The organism is Brevibacterium sp. MGP-B1 (assembly GCF_057766545.1).
In genome coordinates this window covers 81,366-97,101 of record NZ_CM173407.1, presented here as the reverse complement: position 1 = coordinate 97,101, position 15,736 = coordinate 81,366, and the positions used below count along the sequence as shown (strand labels likewise).

Genomic DNA, 15,736 nt, shown 5'->3' with positions numbered 1-15,736 from the left:
CAGGCTCCCATGTGTTAGGACTGAAGGGGAAAGGAGTCGCCCATGCCACCCGGATCGCCGCGTCGCCGATCGACGTCCACCGCCAGCACGAACTTCGAACTCCCCCACGTCGGCACGGGCCGCCCCGTCCACCGCCTCGGCATCATCGCCACGGTCGCCACCTTCGGCGGTCTGCTCTTCGGCTATGACACCGGAGTCGTCAACGGAGCCCTCGAACCCCTGAGCGAGGACTTCGGACTGACCGCGCTGAGCGAAGGCCTCGTCGTCGCCTCTCTCATGGTCGGCGCCGCCTTCGGTGCGGTCTTCGGCGGTCGAGTCGCCGATGCCTGGGGCCGTCGCAAGACGATCCTGCTCCTGGCCGGAGTCTTCATCATCGGCACCCTCGGCTGCGTGCTCGCGCCCGGGGCGGAGTTCCTCATCGGCGCCCGCTTCGTCCTCGGACTCGCAGTCGGCGGCGCCTCGGCGACGGTGCCCGTCTATCTCGGTGAGATCGCCCCGTCGGAGAAGCGCGGCAGCTATGTCACCCGCAATGAGCTCATGATCGTCGGCGGTCAGCTTGCGGCGTTCGTCATCAACGCCGTGATCTTCAACTTCTTCGGGCATGTCGACTCGATCTGGCGGTGGATGCTGCTCGTTGCCCTGGTACCCGCGATCGCCCTCCTCGTGGGCATGATCTTCCAGCCCGAGAGCCCGCGCTGGCTGATCTCGCAGGGGCGCACCGAGGATGCTCTGGCCGTGCTCAAGCAGGTCCGCTCCCCCGAACGTGCCGAAGCCGAGATCGACGAGGTCACCCACCTCGCAGCCGAGGATGCGAAGGAGGCCACGGGCGGACTCTCCGATCTCGGCACCCGATGGGTGCTGCGACTGGTCATCATCGGTGCCGGACTCGGCTTCTTCCAGCAGCTCACCGGGATCAACTCGGTCATGTACTACGGAACTCAGCTGCTCACGAGCGCGGGCCTGGACTCCGGTGTCGCCATCATCGGCAACATCGCCAACGGCGTGTTCTCCCTGGCCGGCATCTCCTTGGGCATGTACCTGCTCAACAAGCTGCCGCGCCGGGTCATGTTCCTCACCGGCTACGCCCTCATCGCGGTCTTCCACACGCTCATCGCCCTGACCGCAGTCATCGTTCCGCCCGGACCGGCACAGGCATGGACGGTGCTCGCGTTCCTCGTCCTCTTCGTCTTCTCCATGCAGGGAACGGTCGGCCCGCTGACGTGGCTGATGCTCTCGGAGATCTTCCCGATGAAGATCCGCAGCTTCGCAATGGGCATCTGCGTGTTCGTGCTGTGGATCATGAACGCCATCGTCGCGCAGTTCTTCCCGCCGCTCATCGAGGCCTTGGGCATGACGGCCACCTTCGGCATGTTCGCCGGCCTCGCCGTGATCGCCTTCGTCTTCCTGGCACTGATGCTGCCGGAGACGAAGGACAAGGATCTCGCGGAGTTCGAACGCGAATTCAAAGCCGAGTACGGACGCAGATAAGGAGCCCCATGTCAGTCGCCGTCGCCGTCACCGACAGCCCCGAGGGCCGGCTTGCCCTCGAATCGGCCGCCGCCGAGGCGCAGAAGCTCGGCACCGGGCTGCTGCTCATCAACCTCACCCTCCATGACTTCACCGAGGATGAGATCCCCTCCGGGCTCGAGGTCACCGTCATCAATCGGTCCGGCCGCGGTGATCGCGACCCGGTCACCGCCGTCATCGACGAACTGGTCGCTCACGCGGAGGTCGATCGCCTCGTCCTCGGTGTCCGTGCCCGGTCGCGCGTGGGCAAGATGATCCTCGGGTCGGTCGCGCAGCGGCTCATCCTGCGTTCCCCCGTTCCCGTGCTCACCGTCCGTCGGGACGCGACCGGGCGCTGACTCGGTCCGGTTCGGTGAAGGCCTCGTACGGCAGCACGCTCTCGGCCTGTGCGGGGCGGTCGTCGCTGAGCGCTTGCAGGGAACCCAGCGCCCCCGACATCGCCGCGCGGTAGAGCAGCGATCCGGTGCTGATTCGGGCCACCCCCGCCTCGGCGAGGGTTGATCGCGGGTACCGCGGACTGGCCAGCAGATTCACCGGAATCCGGCTGTGGCCGGTGATCGCCTCAATCGTCATGAGGTCGAGGGAGCCGGGGACGAAGATGCCATCGGCGCCGGCAGCGGTGTAGGCGTCGATGCGGCAGGTGACCTCGCCGAGGTTGTCCTGGCCGATCCAGAACGTGTCGATCCGGGCGTTGACGAACAGAGCAGGGAACGTCTCCTTGATCGCCGTCACCTTGGCAGCGAGCACTCCGGGTTCGCTCATCCGACCCTGTCGCGAGTCCTGGATGTTGATGCCGTCGACGATGAGCCCGGTTGCGGAGTCGGCGAAGGCCTCGCGCACGGAGTCGATGACGGATTCGGGGCCGTCGCCATAGCCGTCTTCGAAGTCGCAGGTCAGCGGCAGGTCCGGCAGCGCCCGTCGCAGGTCGGCGGCAAGATCCGCGCTTGCGGTCAGGGTTTCCCGGTCCTCGTCGGCGGCGCCGATGGCAGCTGCGACTCCCAGACTCGTGGTGCCGATGGCCGCATGCCCCGCCTCGGCGAAGAACTGCGCACTGGCCACGTCCCAGGCGCACGGCAGGATGAACGGGTCACCGGGAACGTGCAGTTCGCGGAAGGCTCTCGCGGTGTCGGTGGGTGCGGTCATCGTCGGTCTCCGTTGTTCGCTGTCGGATTGTTCGCTGTCGGTCAGAGATGATCTCTCAGTGCGCTGAGCACCCAGGCGAGGTGCTCGCGCCCGTCCGGGGTGATCGTCAGGGCTCGGGAGTTCGGCCGTCGCATAATCCACCCGCGGTCGAAGAACGTGCGGCAGATGTCATCGCCGAGGCGACCGCCGAGGTGGGAACGACGTTCCGTCCAATCGAGGCACCGGCGCACAAGGGGGCGCGACGAGGCGGTCGGTGGACCGACCTCGAGTCCGAACGCCTCGGCGAGCCCGGCCCTCCCGGATTCGGTGATGGTAAGTGACGGATCGATCCATTCTCGCTGCATCAGTGAGGAGAAGAGCTGAGTGCCGAACCGGCCTGCGATGTGCCGGTAGCAGGTGCGGGCTTCGATGAGCTGACGGTCACGGGTCTTCGCAGACAATGTCGGTGCTGATGTCATCGCTCCGCCGGCCATCGCCCCGGTGTGTTCCAACCAGTCGGCGATGTCGGTCGAGGCGATCTGAACATAGCGGTGTCGGCCTTCTCGTCGCTCGACGAGGACGCCGTGGTCGATGAGGATGCTGGCGTGTTCGGACAGTGACGACATCGGAATCGACAGGGCGCGGGAAAGTTCGGTGAGCGTCCAGGCACGACCGTCGAGGAGGCTGGCACAGATCATCACGCGCCTCGGGTCGGCGATGGCCGACGCCAGGGCGGCGATGTTCGGTGCGGACTCCGGGAATCTCCTCGTCATGCCACCATCGTAGGGCTGTGTTGTTTCGGTGGTGCCCGAAACGTCGCGGCTGCGCGCTGTCGAGGCGAGCCCGGCGCCGCCTCGTGGATGGCCTAAGGTTGAGGGCGGAAGTTTCCGTCCGAGGTGAGGGGGCATGTGTGGCCGATACGACAGAGGGGACCGAGGCGGCCGACCGGCTCGAATCCGCGCTCACCGGCAGAATCGATACGTCCACCCTCGATGAGATCGCAGTCCTCGCTCAACAGGTCCCGCGTGCCGAGATCGGACGCCTCGTCCACACCTCGACCCCGCTGCAGTCGGCGATGCTCTTCCGCGTGCTGACGAAGGAGGAGGCTCTCGACGTCTTCGAGGATCTGCCTCCCGCGTACCAGGCCGAACTCATCGGCAATCTCCGCGAACCCGAGGTCGCCGATATCGTCGAGGGCCTCGACCCCGATGACCGTGCCGAACTGTTCGGCGAACTGCCCGCGAGTGTGGCCAGTCGCCTGATGAAGGGGCTGACCCCGGACGAGCGGGCGATGACGTCCGCGGTGCTCGGCTACCCGAAGTCCGCGATCGGACGGTACATGTCTCCGGAGGTCCTCGGCATCCACGAGGATTGGACGGCGGCCCAGGCCATGGAGGTCGTGCGCGCCCGCATCGACGGACCCGAGACCGTCTACCTGCTGCCCGTCGTCGGTCCCGGCCGGGTGCTGCGGGGAGTGGTGTCGTTGCGCAATCTGCTTGCCGCCGATGAGGACACGATCATCGAGGACATCGTTCGTGATTCTCTGAGCACTCATGCGCTGACGGACCGTGAGGAAGCCTCGCGTGAGTTCCTCTCCCACCGGCTCATCGCGATGCCGGTGACCGATCAGGAGGAGCGGCTCGTCGGCATCCTCACCATGGACGACGTCCTCGATATCGTCGACGAGGAGGATGCGGAGGATCTCGCTCGCGGGTCCGGTACGGAACCGCTGGATCGCTCCTACCTGTCCTCGACGATCATGCGTCTGGTCAAGAGCCGCATCGTGTGGCTGCTCGTTCTCGCCGTCTCGGCGATCCTCACCGTCCAGGTCCTCGAAGTCTACGAGGACCGGCTCGATCAGGTTGTCGTCCTCGCGCTTTTCATTCCGCTGCTCACCGGCACCGGCGGCAACACAGGCAACCAGGCCGCCACCACCGTCACCCGCGCCCTTGCCGTCGGCGAGGTGCGCGTCCGCGACCTCGGCCGAGTGATCTGGAGAGAGCTGCGCGTGGGTGCGGTGCTCGGTTCCGTGCTCGGCACATTGGGCTTCGTCGTCGCCGGACTCGTCTACGGTTGGGCGATCGGCCTGGTCATCGGTCTGACACTGCTGTCGGTGTGCATCATGGCCGCGACGGTGGGAGGTCTGATGCCGATCATCGCGAAGAAGGTCGGGGCGGATCCGGCCGTGTTCTCCAACCCGTTCATCTCCACGTTCTGCGATGCCACGGGCCTCATCCTCTATTTCACGATCGCGACCACGGTGCTCGGCCTGAGCTGACGCCCCCTGCCCGACGGCCTCAGCCCGACCACGCCTCCCACAGCTCGGCGTAGCGGCCGCCTGCAGCGACGAGGTCGTGGTGGGTGCCTTCCTCGATGACCTGCCCGTGCTCCATGACGAGGATCCGGTCGGCTTTCTCCGCTTGGCTGAGCCGGTGGGCGACGATGAGCGCACCACGGCCGGAAAGGGCCGCCTCGGCGGAGGATTCGAGGACATGGGCTCCGGCCGATCCCGCCTCGGCGGTGGCTTCGTCGAGGATCGCGAAGTCCGGGTCGGCGAGGACGAGGCGGGCGAGCGCGATCGTCTGCTCTTGAACCGCGGACAGGCGGACCCCGCCCTCCCCGATCTGCGTATCGAGGCCGTTCGGCAGGGATGTCGCCCACCCGGCGCCGACGACGTCCACGGCATTGCGCACATCGTCATCGCTTGCGTCCGGACGCGGCAGGGTGATGTTGTCGCGCAGGCTGCCGGAGAAGGTGTGCACCTCCTGCGCGACCATGGCGATATGCCGGCGCAGCGCGGATTCGTCCATCGATCCCACGTCCACCCCGTTCGCCGAGGCGGCCCCGCCATCCGTCAGCCGTGCCCGTCCGTGGCCGGGTGCGGACAGTCCCGCGGCGATCTTCGCCAGCGTCGTCTTCCCTGCACCGGTGGTGCCGACGACAGCGATGTGCTCACCCGGCGCGATGCTCAGGCTCACCCCGCGCAGCACGTGATTGTCCGTATCCGGGTCGGTGTCGTAAGAGAACCACAGGTCCTCGAGCACGAGCGTGGGGGTAGCGGGTGCAGCCTGGATCGGTCGCCTCGGCGCGGTTCTGGCTTCGTCGATGACTCCGACCATCCGGGTCAGGGAGGCGCCGGCCGACTGGACCTGATCGAAGAGTCCGACGAGGGCGCCGATGGGGTTGAAGAGGCGGTGGAAGACCAGAGCGGCCGTGGTCACGGCGCCGGCGGTGGACTCCCCGAACCAGACGAGGACGAAGCCGGCGACCAGGAGCAGGGAGAGCACGACTGCCTCGGCGCGGTTGTTGCGGCCGAAGGCGCGGGTGACGAATCGGAAGACGTCGATCGACAGGTCGCGGGCATGCGCGGAAGCGGAGTCGATGCGTCGCATCTCCCCGGCCTCTGCGCGATAGGCGCGCAGGGTCGCGCTACCTGTGAGGCCGCCGAGCAGGCGTCCGGCACGCCTGCCGAAAGCGGCGCGTTCTTCTTTGTAGATGGGTTCTGATCTGGGCAGATACCAGCGCAGGGTGAGCCAGTACATCGGCACGGCGACGAGCCCGGTCAGTCCGAGACGCCAATCGATGGCGGCCAGACCGAAGGCAGAGACCACGACGACGAGGAGTGATTCGACGACGAGCGGCAGCACTTGGCCGGCGGCCTCGCCGATCTTGCGGGAGTCGTCGGCGACGCGGGAGACGAGGTCGCCGGTGCCGGTGCGTTCGATCCGCTGGGACTCGAGTGTCAGGGCGGAGTCGACGACCTCGGTGCGCAGTTCGGCGACGACGGGCATCGCGATGCGGGCGAGCGCCCAGGCGCCGATCCATGTGCCGGCGGCCATGACGATGCCGGCGATCGCGACGGCGATGGCGCACGTCCACACGAGTTCGGGGCCGGCTCCGGCGGGGAGTTCGTCGACGAGACGACCGATCGCCCATGGCCCGACGAGGCCGGCCCCGGCGTTGGCCAGTCCCGCGACGACGAGGAGGACGATCCAGCCGGCTCGGCGGCGCAGCAGCGGGGCCAGGTGGGCGAAGGATCGACGCCGCGAGGCGATCGTCAGAGTGGTGTGCGTCGGCGCCGTCATCGGGTCACCGCATCTCTGTAGGCTTCGGCACTGTCGGTGTCTGCCTCGAGGAGATCGGCATGGCGGCCGATGAGCAGCGGGCCGGACCTCGGTCGATAGACGACGGTGTCGGCGGCGGCGAGGAAGGCCGGGGATGAGGTGAGGATGATCGTGACCAGGTCTCTTCTCCTGCGGCGCAGTCGGCAGAGCCCGTGGGCGATCTTGGCTTCGGTGACCGCGTCGACGGCGGTGGTGGGTTCGGCGAGGACGAGGGTCTCGGGGGCGGCGTGAAGTGCTCGAGCCAATGCGACGCGCTGCCGCTGACCGCCGGAGAGATTCCCGCCGAGTTCCTGAATCCGGTAGTCGAGTCCCCCGTCGACGAGGTCGAGCAGCTCGTCGACGCCCGAGGCGGTGAGCACCTCGGCCGAGATCGGCGGGTGGTCGGCAGCGTCAGTGCGGACGTCGGCGTCTGAACTGGCGTCAGTGACGACCATCGTGATGTTCGATCCGATGGTGCCTTCGAACAGATCGACGTCGTGGGGCGCGACGAGCATCCGGGCGGGACCCAGGCTCCGGGCATGGGAGGTCAGTGCCGACAACAGCCCGGCTGCGTCCTCGGCGTCGTCGGAGACGATGCAGGTCAGCTCTCCCCCGACGGTGGTGAGTTCGTGGGATTCCGTGGTCGTCGGCCACCCGGTGATGGTGATTCCGGATTCGGTGGTTGTCACGCTCGGGCGGATGTCGGCGGCGTGACGGGTGGTGGGGGCCGCCTCGGCGCTGGTGTCTGTCGCATCGCCGGTGCCTGCTTCAGCATCGATGCTGGTCAGCAGGCGGGCGATCCGTTCGGCGGCGCCGTGGGATTGGGCGAAGAGGCCGACGATATCGGCGAGTGCGCGCATGGGCTCGGTGAGGAAGGCGGTCATGCCGAGGATGCCGATGAGCGCGCCGACGCTCATCTGGCCGTCGATGAGGCGCAGGCCCGCGACGATGAGGACGATCGCCAGCACCGCGGACATGACGAGTGCCCCGAGCCCGGCCAGACGTCCGGTCCTCTCACCTGTGGCGACGCCGGCTTCGGCGGCCGCATCGGAGGTGGCGCGGTAGCGACGGACCGCCCACGGCTCGCCTCCCATCGCTTTGATCACGCGCAGTCCGTGCATGAGGTCAGACGCCGAGCGTCCGGCGGAGGCGACGGCTTCGAGTTGCGCGGTCGCGCGCGCGGAGACGGACCGGCCGGGCAGGGCGACGACGATCAGGCCGATGGGCACGGCGATGAGGACGACGAGTCCGGTCACGGGGTCGGCGATGAGGAGGAAGACCGCGGCGGTGATCATGCCCAGCACCGAGGCGATGCCGCGTCCGGCCTGTTGAAATGCGGTGGCCGCGGTGTCGGCATCGGCGGACGCGATGGACAGCACCTCGCCCGAGGTACGGTCGGCCGGAAGGCTCGGGGCGGTCAGGGCTGCGTGTGTGATCTCGACGCGCAGGGCGTGGGCTTCGTGCTCGCGGGCGGAATTGCACAGGCGGGCGCCGAAACGGTAGCCGAGGCTGAGCACGGTGAAGAGGAGGCCGAGGCCGATGATGGAGATGATGAGAGCCGGGATCGACAGCGGGATGATCGCCCGGTCGACGATGATGCCGATCGCCACCGGCACGAGCGCTTCGCAGACCTGCCAGATCGACAGGGCACCTGCCCCACCGAGCAGCGGACGGATGCGCCGACGGGCGGCTCGGCGCAGAATCTGCGCACCGGTTTCAGGGATCTTCGGCACGAAGGCTACCCTAACAAATTCGGTGGTGCGGTGGCGGCTCAGGTGGACAGCTGACTGCCAGGGCGGAAATCTAGGATGGCTTCATGACTTCTCCGATCGACTTCGGCATTCCCGATCTCACAGGGCGCACGGTCCTCATCACCGGCGCGAACAGCGGACTCGGCCGGGTGACTGCCCGGGTTCTGGCCGGCCGCGGTGCCCATGTCGTCTTGGCCGTGCGCAACCGCGCGAAGGGTGAAGCCGCCGCGGAGACGATGCCCGGCAGTACGGAGGTGCGCGACCTCGACCTCGCCGATCTGTCCTCGGTGCGCGACTTCGCTGCGGACTTCACCGATCCGATCGATCTCCTCATCAACAATGCGGGGATCATGATCCCGCCCCTGTACCGGACCGTCGACGGGTTCGAATCGCAGTTCGGGACGAACCACCTCGGCCATTTCGCCCTGACGAGTCTGCTGCTCCCGCAGGTGCGTGAGCGCATCGTCACCGTCGCCTCCATCGCCCACCGGTTCGGCACGATCGAATTCGACGACCTCCAGTGGACGAGCCGATCGTATCGGCCGATGGCCGCCTATGGTCAGTCGAAGCTGGCGAACCTGCTCTTCACCAATGAACTCCAGCGTCGACTGTCCGAGCTCTCGTCACCGGTGATCGCGACGGCAGCTCATCCGGGGTTGGCGGCGACGAACCTCTTCGGCTCCAGCGACGACAACTCTTTGGACGCGCGAGTCAGCCGTGCGTTCACCCGAGTGGTCGCTCAGAGCGAGCAGGACGGGGCACGGCCGATCCTCTGCGCCGCCGTCGCCGACCTGCCCGGTGACAGCTACATCGGCCCGACCGGTCCGTTCGAGATCCGCGGAAAGCCTGGGTTCGCATCCCGTTCGGCGAAGTCCACCGACACCGAGGTGGCTCGCCGACTGTGGGCGGTGTCCGAAGAGCTGACCGAGGTCACGTTCCCGGAACTGTGAGGATTGCAGATGCCTGCGGTGATTAGGGTGGGTGCATGACGACTCTCCGCAATGTGCACATCATCGATGTCGACACCGCTGCCATCGGCGATGCCGTCGACATCGACTTCGCCGATACGATCACGACGATCAGCCCTGCCGAGGACCCGTCTGCGGAGTCGAACGGATTCGTCCTGCCGGGACTCATCGACACCCACGTTCACCTCAAGTCGCGGGAACCGCTCGTCGGTGCTCTTCGCTCGGGACTGACGACGCTCGTCGATCTCGGGACGTATCCGGACTCGCTTGTCGAAGATTTCCGGTCCGACCACGGAATCCCGGGGATCGTCAGCGCCGGATCGGCCGCCTCGGCGCCGGGGAGCACGCAGATCGAGGTGATGGGATTCCCCGTCGAATCCGGTGTCACCGGGCCCGACGATGCCGTCCGGTTCCTCGACTGGCGGGAGGCAGGCGGAGCAGATCTCATCAAGATCATCATCGAGGATCCGGACGCCACCGAGGTGCCCGCCCTCGACATTCCGACGCTGCGGGCGCTTGTCGACGGAGCCCACGACCGGGGGCTGCTCACCGTTGCCCATGCGGTCACTCCGGGGGCGTTCGATCGCGGCCTCGAGGCCGGTGTCGATGTGCTCACCCATGTCCCTTTCGGGGCACGGCTGAGCGAGGCGACGATCTCTCGGATCGTCGAGACGGGCACCATCGTCTCTCCCACCCTGGTGATGATGCGTGCGATTGCCGACGCCCGCCTCGGCGAGCATGCCGATTCCGCGTTCGCTCTCGCCCTGTCGAATGTGCGCGCCCTGCATGCAGCGGGGGTGCGGATCATTGCGGGCACCGATGCGAACGAGACGCCGTTCGCGCCTGTGCCCCACGGGGCGTCGCTGCACGATGAGCTCGGCTATCTGATCGACGCCGGGATGACTGCCGCCGAGGCGGTCCGGTCGGCCACCTCGGGAGCGGCCGATGCGCTCGGGCTTAGTGACCGGGGGCGGATCGTCGAAGGCGGCCGTGCGGATCTGCTGGTCCTCGGGACCGATCCGCTGACTGATCTGGAAGTTCTGCGCACCCCCGCCGAGGTGTGGGTCGGCGGGGTGCAGGTCAGCGGAACGCCTGCTGGCCGGTGATGTGGCGGCCGAGAATGAGGGTGTGGACCTCATCCGTGCCCTCGTAGGTGCGCACCGATTCGAGGTTGTTCGCATGCCGCAGCGGCGAATATTCGAGGGTGATGCCGTTGCCGCCGAGCATCGTCCGGGCCTCCCGACAGATGGCGATGGCTTCGCGGCAGTTATTCAGCTTGCCGACGGAGATCTGCACGGGATCGAGGGTCCCGGCGTCCTTGAGCCGTCCTGTCTGGATGGCCAGGAGGGTGCCCTTCTGGATCTCGAGGGCCATATTCACCAGCTTCTCCTGCGTGATCTGGTAAGCGGTGAGCGGCTTGTCGAACTGCAGACGGTTCTGAGCGTAGTGCAGCGCCACTTCGAAGGAGTCACGGGCGGCCCCCATGGCGCCCCACATGATTCCGTACCGTGCCTCATTGAGGCAGGAGAACGGCCCCTTCAGTCCCGTGACCTCGGGCAGGACCGCCTCGGCGGGCAATTTCACGCCCTCAAGGTCGATATCGCACTGGATGGAGGCCCGCATCGACAGCTTCTGCGTGATCGGGGTGGCGGTGAATCCGGGGGTGTCGGTGGGCACGAGGAAGCCGCGGATGCCGTCGTCGGTGGCGGCCCAGATGACGGCGATATCAGCGATCGAGGCCAGGCCGATCCAGCGTTTGGCGCCGTTGAGCGTCCAAGATCCGTCGGCGCCCTGGGTGGCGGTGGTGGCCATCGAGGCGGGGTCGGATCCGGCGGTGGGTTCGGTCAGTCCGAAGCAGCCGATGATCTCTCCGGCGGCCATTCCGGGAAGGTAGCGGTTCTTCTGCGCCTCGGAGCCGAACTTGTGGATGGCCGACATCGCCAGCGATCCCTGGACGGAGACGAAGGTGCGCAGTCCGGAGTCGCCGGCTTCGAGTTCGAGGGCGGCGAGACCGTATTCGACGGCGGAACGCCCCGGGCAGCCGTACCCCTGCAGATGCATGCCGAGGAGGCCGAGCTCGCCCATCTCACGCACGATCTCGGTCGGAAAGATCGCGCCTTCGTACCATTCGGCGATGTTCGGGCGGATCCGCTCGTCGACGAAGCTGCGGACCTTTTCGCGCAGCGCCAGCTCGTCGTCGGTGAGGAGTCCGGCGAGGTTGAGCAGGTCGGAAGGGTCGGCGGTGGTGGCGGGGGTGGCTGTGGTTTCGGCAGTCATGGGCGTCTCCTTGAGCATTGAGTTCGTCTTCAACAGTGCCATCGGAATTACTCAGAGTCCAAGAGGTAATATCGAGGTGATTAAGCGTATATTCTTATCAATCTGGGCAGTGGGGATACGACATGGAGTTCAGGCAGGTCACAGCGTTCCTTGCCGTCGCCGAGGAGCTGCATTTCGGGCGGGCCGCGGAACGTCTGCACATCGCGCAGCCCGCGCTCAGCCAGATGATCCGCGCGCTCGAACGAGACCTCGACGTCGATCTGTTCGAGCGGACGACCCGGCGGGTTCGACTGACGCCAGCGGGTGAGGCGCTGCTCGAACCCGCTGCGGCGATCGGGACTCAGGTGGACGGTGCCCGGCGCATCGCCCGGGCCGCTCAACAGGGTCTGGCGGGCCGGGTGCGCATCGGGTTCGGCGGCACGAGCGGCTACTCCATCCTCTCCAGACTGGCCCGCGAGGTCGGTGAGCGACACCCTGGCATCAGCCTCGACCTGCAGCCGCAGATGTACTGCGGGGAGGCCGCGATCGCCCTGCGCGACGGAGAGACGGATCTCGCGATCATCAGCCCGCCGGTGCCGGCGGGTGTCGAGGTCCACGTCATCCGACAGGAGAGCGTCATGATCGCCATGCCCTCGGGGCATGAGCTGGCCGAGCGCGAGTCGGTGAGCATGGGCGAACTCGCCGGTCAGCCGTTCATCTCCTATGCCCCATCGCACGGGTCGCAGGTCAGAGAGGTGATGATGCGGCTGGCCGATGACGCCGGTTTCCTGCCGCAAGTCGTCCAGGAGGCACCGGACCCCTACAGCCTGCTGGCGCTCGTCGGCGCGCAGGTCGGCATGGCCGTCGTCGTCGAGTCCTCGGATCACATCCGCATCGACGGGGTGCGCTATGTCCGCCTCGCCGAGGGCGGGGATTCGTTCACGCTCGCCCTCGGCTGGCGCCGGAACAACCCGTCGGAGGCGCTGGCGAGGGTGCTCGACATCGTCCGAGAGCTCTTCCCCTCCCCAATTGCTACCTGACGGGGGCCCAGCAACCTGGCGCCAGGTTGCTGGGCCGCCGTCAGGTAGTAATTGCGAGGTATCAACGTATGCGCATCACTGCAGTAGTCGTCGATTCAAATGGATGTTAGGTTAGCCTCAGCTTTCATCTTGACTCAAGGACACAATTGAATCTCACTGCTCGCGACCTCATCAGCGTCGGAATCTTCACGGCTCTCTACTTCGCCATCGTCTTCATCTTCGCGATGGTCGGTTTCCTCGGTCCGTTGGCGATGTTCGTCGGCTTCGGAATCGGCATCATCCTCGACGGAATCGTCGTCGCCCTCTTCGTCGTCCGCACCCCGAAGCTCGGTGCACTGACCCTCCTCGGCGGCATCAACGGCGTGCTCCTCGTCTTCTCCGGCCAGACGTGGCTGGTCGTTCCTGCGGGACTCATCGCCGGTTTCCTCGCCGACCTCGTCGTCACCCGCGGCGACCCTGCGCGCCTACCGCGGCGCATCCCCTGGGCCTACGCCGTCCTCGCCATGACCACCGTCGTTCCGCTGCTGCCGATCGCTTTCGACTCACAGGCCTATTTCGCGTCCACGGCAGAGCAGATGGGTCAGGACTACGCCGACGCGTTCGCCTCCCTCATGCAGGCCTGGGTGCTGCCCGCGTGGACGGTCATCAGCTTCGGCCTCGGGCTGGCCGGCGGACTCCTCGGCGTGCGGGTCACCCGTAAGCACTTCGAGAGGGCCGGTCTTGCCTGAGCACACTGCCGGGTCCGGGAGCACTGCCGCGGTCCCGTCGATCGTCGGAACCGAGTCACCCTCTCGGGCCGACCTCGACTCGACTTTCCGCTCCTCGGCGAAGGTGCCCGATCCGCGCACGATCGTCCTCGTCCTCCTCATCATCAATGCCACCGTGCTCGCCTCGACCTCGCAGATCCTCGCCTACGCCGCGGTGCTGCTCGCCGGGGTCTGCCTGGCCACGGTTCGCCCCCGTTACGCGTTCTCTGCGCTGACGGTCGCGGCGATCGGCACCGGCATCGCCCTTGCCGCAGGCATCTGGCCCAATCCTGTGTTCGTCTTCGCCGGTGTCATCGGACACTGGACGATGCGCTTCACCGCGACCGTCGCCTTCGCCGTCTACGCCCTCATCGCGATCCGGCCCACGGTCCTCGTCGCCGCACTGCGCCGAGCCCGCTGCCCTCGCTTCATCGTGGTTCCCGTCACCGTGATCTTCCGCATGTTCCCCACGATCCTGCGCGAAGCCGCCGCCGTGCGCGACGCCATGACCCTGCGCGGCCTCCACCCGGATCCGCTGTCGTTCCTCGCCCACCCGATCCGCACCGGCGAACTGCTCATCATTCCGCTGCTGACCTCAGTCATCCGCTCCGGTGACGAACTCACTGCCGCAGCGCTCGTCCGCGGGCTCGGTCGTCCCGAACGTCCCAGCAGCGTCTACGACCTCCGCTTCTCCGCCGCCGACCTCCTCCTCGGACTCGCCGGCGTCGGCCTCCTCACTCTCGCCCTAACCACCGGAGGACGAGCAGGATGAGGGCCGGAGGGATCACGATCGACGGTGCCGGTTTCACCTACGGCGCCGCAAGCGCCCTCGCGCAGCTGGCTGCTGCAGATGCCACCACCGAGGCAGCCGATATCACCGATGTCGACCTCGACATTGCGCCGGGGTCAGCGGTGCTGCTGTGCGGTCCTTCGGGCAGCGGGAAGACGACCCTGCTTCGCCTGCTCGGAGGGCTCGCCCCACAGCTGCACGCCGGGACCACCTCGGGGACGGTCACCGTCAGCGGACAGGAGATGACGACCCTCGACGTCCACCGGGTCGTCGAGGTCGCGGCCACCGTCTTCCAGAACCCCCGCACCCAGTTCTTCACCACCGAGGTGGCCGGGGAGTTGGCATTCGGGCTCGAGAACCAAGCACTGGCGCGAGACGAGATACTCGACCGGATCCGCTCCGCCGTCGCGGTGACCGGGATCGGCGGGCTCCTCAGTCGTCGTCTCAATTCGCTCTCCGGCGGACAGCTCCAGCTCGTCGCCTGCACAGCGGCACTGGCTCAGCGCCCCGGAGTCATCCTCTTCGATGAACCCAGCGCCAACCTGTCCCCGGCCTCGGTCGACATCCTCGTCGCGGTGATGCACGGACTCAAGCAGGCCGGCCACACCCTCGTCATCGCCGAGCACCGGCTGGCCTACCTCGACGGCATCATCGACCGAGCAGTGCTGCTTGCCGACGGCCGGGTCGCAGAAGATATGTCTGCCGAGGACTTCTTCGCTCAGACCGATCAGCAGCGGCGCGAACGAGGTCTGCGTCGACTGCAATCTGCGCGTGTGCCGCAGACTCAGCCGATGGTCGACACGACCTCGAACAGCGGACTGGCGATCGAGGACCTCCGCTTCTCCTACGGCAGCACCCCCGTCACAGACATCCCGCACATGGTGTTCCCGCGCGGACGGATCACGGCCTTGACCGGACCCAACGGAGCGGGCAAGACCACCCTCGCCCGGCTCATCTGCGGACTGGCCAAGCAGGATTCCGGAACGATCCGCCTCGGCGGGAAGACCCTGGGACCGCGTGCACGCAACCGGGCCGCCTCGATGGTCATGCAGGACGTCGGTCGCCAGCTCTTCGGAGAGACCGTGAGAGCCGATGTGACGATGGGTCTGACGGTGGCCGAACGTGAAGCCCTCGACCTGCCGACACTGCTCGACGCCACGGGCCTGACCGGCCTCGAGGACAGACACCCGCAGTCGCTGTCGGGTGGGCAGCGACAGCGGGTCGCCATCGCCGCCACCGCCGCGACGCACTCACCCATCTTCGTCTTCGACGAACCCACCTCGGGGTTGGGCTTCAGCCACCTGATCGGCATCGCCGCGCAGATGCGCGCCCTGGCCGACCAGGGAGCCGTCGTCATCGTCATCACCCACGACGACGAGCTCATCGCCGAAGCGGCCGACTCTGTCTTCTCACTCACCCCGCAGGAAGGATGA

Annotated in this window: 14 protein-coding genes; 9 read left to right on the top strand and 5 right to left on the bottom strand. The window is 67.2% G+C overall.

The window, feature by feature from the left end; all coding sequences use genetic code 11:
* Nucleotides 1-42: 42 nt before the first annotated feature.
* The gene (locus AC3CD9_RS00390) at nt 43-1,488 is read left to right on the top strand and encodes a sugar porter family MFS transporter (protein ID WP_488365790.1); all 1,446 of its coding nucleotides are present in this window, start codon (nt 43-45) and stop codon (nt 1,486-1,488) included.
* 8 nt (nt 1,489-1,496) lie between these two features.
* Complete coding sequence (locus AC3CD9_RS00385; RefSeq protein ID WP_488365789.1) at nt 1,497-1,865, top strand: universal stress protein; 369 nt, start codon at nt 1,497-1,499, stop codon at nt 1,863-1,865.
* Here the strand turns inward: AC3CD9_RS00385 and AC3CD9_RS00380 are convergent.
* Nucleotides 1,834-2,670 (bottom strand): isocitrate lyase/PEP mutase family protein, encoded by an 837-nt coding sequence (locus AC3CD9_RS00380; protein WP_488365788.1) that lies wholly within the window; start codon nt 2,668-2,670, stop codon nt 1,834-1,836. The genes AC3CD9_RS00385 and AC3CD9_RS00380 overlap by 32 nt on opposite strands.
* Nucleotides 2,671-2,711: 41 nt before the next feature.
* The gene (locus AC3CD9_RS00375; protein ID WP_488365787.1) at nt 2,712-3,422 is read right to left on the bottom strand and encodes an ArsR/SmtB family transcription factor; all 711 of its coding nucleotides are present in this window, start codon (nt 3,420-3,422) and stop codon (nt 2,712-2,714) included.
* Between the two features lie 137 nt (nt 3,423-3,559).
* Here AC3CD9_RS00375 and mgtE point away from each other — a divergent pair, with 137 nt between their 5' ends.
* Nucleotides 3,560-4,927 carry a magnesium transporter gene (gene mgtE, locus AC3CD9_RS00370; RefSeq protein ID WP_488365786.1) on the top strand — a complete coding sequence of 456 codons (1,368 nt, stop codon included), beginning with the start codon at nt 3,560-3,562 and terminating at the stop codon, nt 4,925-4,927.
* 19 nt (nt 4,928-4,946) lie between these two features.
* Here the strand turns inward: mgtE and AC3CD9_RS00365 are convergent, their stop codons facing one another.
* Nucleotides 4,947-6,734 carry an ABC transporter ATP-binding protein gene (locus AC3CD9_RS00365; RefSeq protein WP_488365785.1) on the bottom strand — a complete coding sequence of 596 codons (1,788 nt, stop codon included), beginning with the start codon at nt 6,732-6,734 and terminating at the stop codon, nt 4,947-4,949.
* Complete coding sequence (locus tag AC3CD9_RS00360) at nt 6,731-8,485, bottom strand: ABC transporter transmembrane domain-containing protein (RefSeq protein WP_488365784.1); 1,755 nt, start codon at nt 8,483-8,485, stop codon at nt 6,731-6,733. The genes AC3CD9_RS00365 and AC3CD9_RS00360 overlap by 4 nt, the downstream gene beginning before the upstream one ends.
* A gap of 83 nt (nt 8,486-8,568) precedes the next feature.
* Here AC3CD9_RS00360 and AC3CD9_RS00355 point away from each other — a divergent pair, with 83 nt between their 5' ends.
* The gene (locus tag AC3CD9_RS00355) at nt 8,569-9,453 is read left to right on the top strand and encodes an oxidoreductase (protein WP_488365783.1); all 885 of its coding nucleotides are present in this window, start codon (nt 8,569-8,571) and stop codon (nt 9,451-9,453) included.
* A gap of 35 nt (nt 9,454-9,488) precedes the next feature.
* The gene (locus AC3CD9_RS00350) at nt 9,489-10,577 is read left to right on the top strand and encodes an amidohydrolase family protein (protein WP_488365782.1); all 1,089 of its coding nucleotides are present in this window, start codon (nt 9,489-9,491) and stop codon (nt 10,575-10,577) included.
* Here AC3CD9_RS00350 and AC3CD9_RS00345 read toward each other — a convergent pair.
* Nucleotides 10,552-11,748 (bottom strand): acyl-CoA dehydrogenase family protein, encoded by a 1,197-nt coding sequence (locus AC3CD9_RS00345; RefSeq protein WP_488365781.1) that lies wholly within the window; start codon nt 11,746-11,748, stop codon nt 10,552-10,554. The genes AC3CD9_RS00350 and AC3CD9_RS00345 overlap by 26 nt on opposite strands.
* Nucleotides 11,749-11,870: 122 nt before the next feature.
* Here AC3CD9_RS00345 and AC3CD9_RS00340 point away from each other — a divergent pair, with 122 nt between their 5' ends.
* The 4 genes from AC3CD9_RS00340 (at nt 11,871) to AC3CD9_RS00325 (ending at nt 15,736) form a co-directional block, all read left to right on the top strand.
* Nucleotides 11,871-12,767 carry a LysR family transcriptional regulator gene (locus tag AC3CD9_RS00340; RefSeq protein ID WP_488365780.1) on the top strand — a complete coding sequence of 299 codons (897 nt, stop codon included), beginning with the start codon at nt 11,871-11,873 and terminating at the stop codon, nt 12,765-12,767.
* Nucleotides 12,768-12,913: 146 nt separating this feature from the next.
* Nucleotides 12,914-13,495, top strand: coding sequence for an MptD family putative ECF transporter S component (locus AC3CD9_RS00335; RefSeq protein ID WP_488365778.1), 582 nt, complete (start codon nt 12,914-12,916; stop codon nt 13,493-13,495).
* Nucleotides 13,488-14,285: an energy-coupling factor transporter transmembrane component T gene (locus AC3CD9_RS00330; protein WP_488365777.1), complete on the top strand. Its 798-nt coding sequence runs from the start codon at nt 13,488-13,490 to the stop codon at nt 14,283-14,285. Before AC3CD9_RS00335 ends, AC3CD9_RS00330 begins: the two co-directional genes overlap by 8 nt.
* Complete coding sequence (locus AC3CD9_RS00325) at nt 14,282-15,736, top strand: ABC transporter ATP-binding protein (protein WP_488365776.1); 1,455 nt, start codon at nt 14,282-14,284, stop codon at nt 15,734-15,736. The genes AC3CD9_RS00330 and AC3CD9_RS00325 overlap by 4 nt, the downstream gene beginning before the upstream one ends.

What these genes read in the sequence shown, in the direction of transcription:
- AC3CD9_RS00355 (WP_488365783.1), top strand. Translation starts at nt 8,569, where the DNA reads ATGACTTCTCCGATCGACTTCGGCATTCCCGATCTCACAGGGCGCACG.
- AC3CD9_RS00390 (WP_488365790.1), top strand. Translation starts at nt 43, where the DNA reads ATGCCACCCGGATCGCCGCGTCGCCGATCGACGTCCACCGCCAGCACG.
- AC3CD9_RS00325 (WP_488365776.1), top strand. Translation starts at nt 14,282, where the DNA reads ATGAGGGCCGGAGGGATCACGATCGACGGTGCCGGTTTCACCTACGGC.
- AC3CD9_RS00365 (WP_488365785.1), bottom strand. Translation starts at nt 6,734, where the DNA reads ATGACGGCGCCGACGCACACCACTCTGACGATCGCCTCGCGGCGTCGA.
- AC3CD9_RS00340 (WP_488365780.1), top strand. Translation starts at nt 11,871, where the DNA reads ATGGAGTTCAGGCAGGTCACAGCGTTCCTTGCCGTCGCCGAGGAGCTG.
- AC3CD9_RS00385 (WP_488365789.1), top strand. Translation starts at nt 1,497, where the DNA reads ATGTCAGTCGCCGTCGCCGTCACCGACAGCCCCGAGGGCCGGCTTGCC.
- AC3CD9_RS00345 (WP_488365781.1), bottom strand. Translation starts at nt 11,748, where the DNA reads ATGACTGCCGAAACCACAGCCACCCCCGCCACCACCGCCGACCCTTCC.
- AC3CD9_RS00380 (WP_488365788.1), bottom strand. Translation starts at nt 2,670, where the DNA reads ATGACCGCACCCACCGACACCGCGAGAGCCTTCCGCGAACTGCACGTT.
- AC3CD9_RS00350 (WP_488365782.1), top strand. Translation starts at nt 9,489, where the DNA reads ATGACGACTCTCCGCAATGTGCACATCATCGATGTCGACACCGCTGCC.
- AC3CD9_RS00375 (WP_488365787.1), bottom strand. Translation starts at nt 3,422, where the DNA reads ATGACGAGGAGATTCCCGGAGTCCGCACCGAACATCGCCGCCCTGGCG.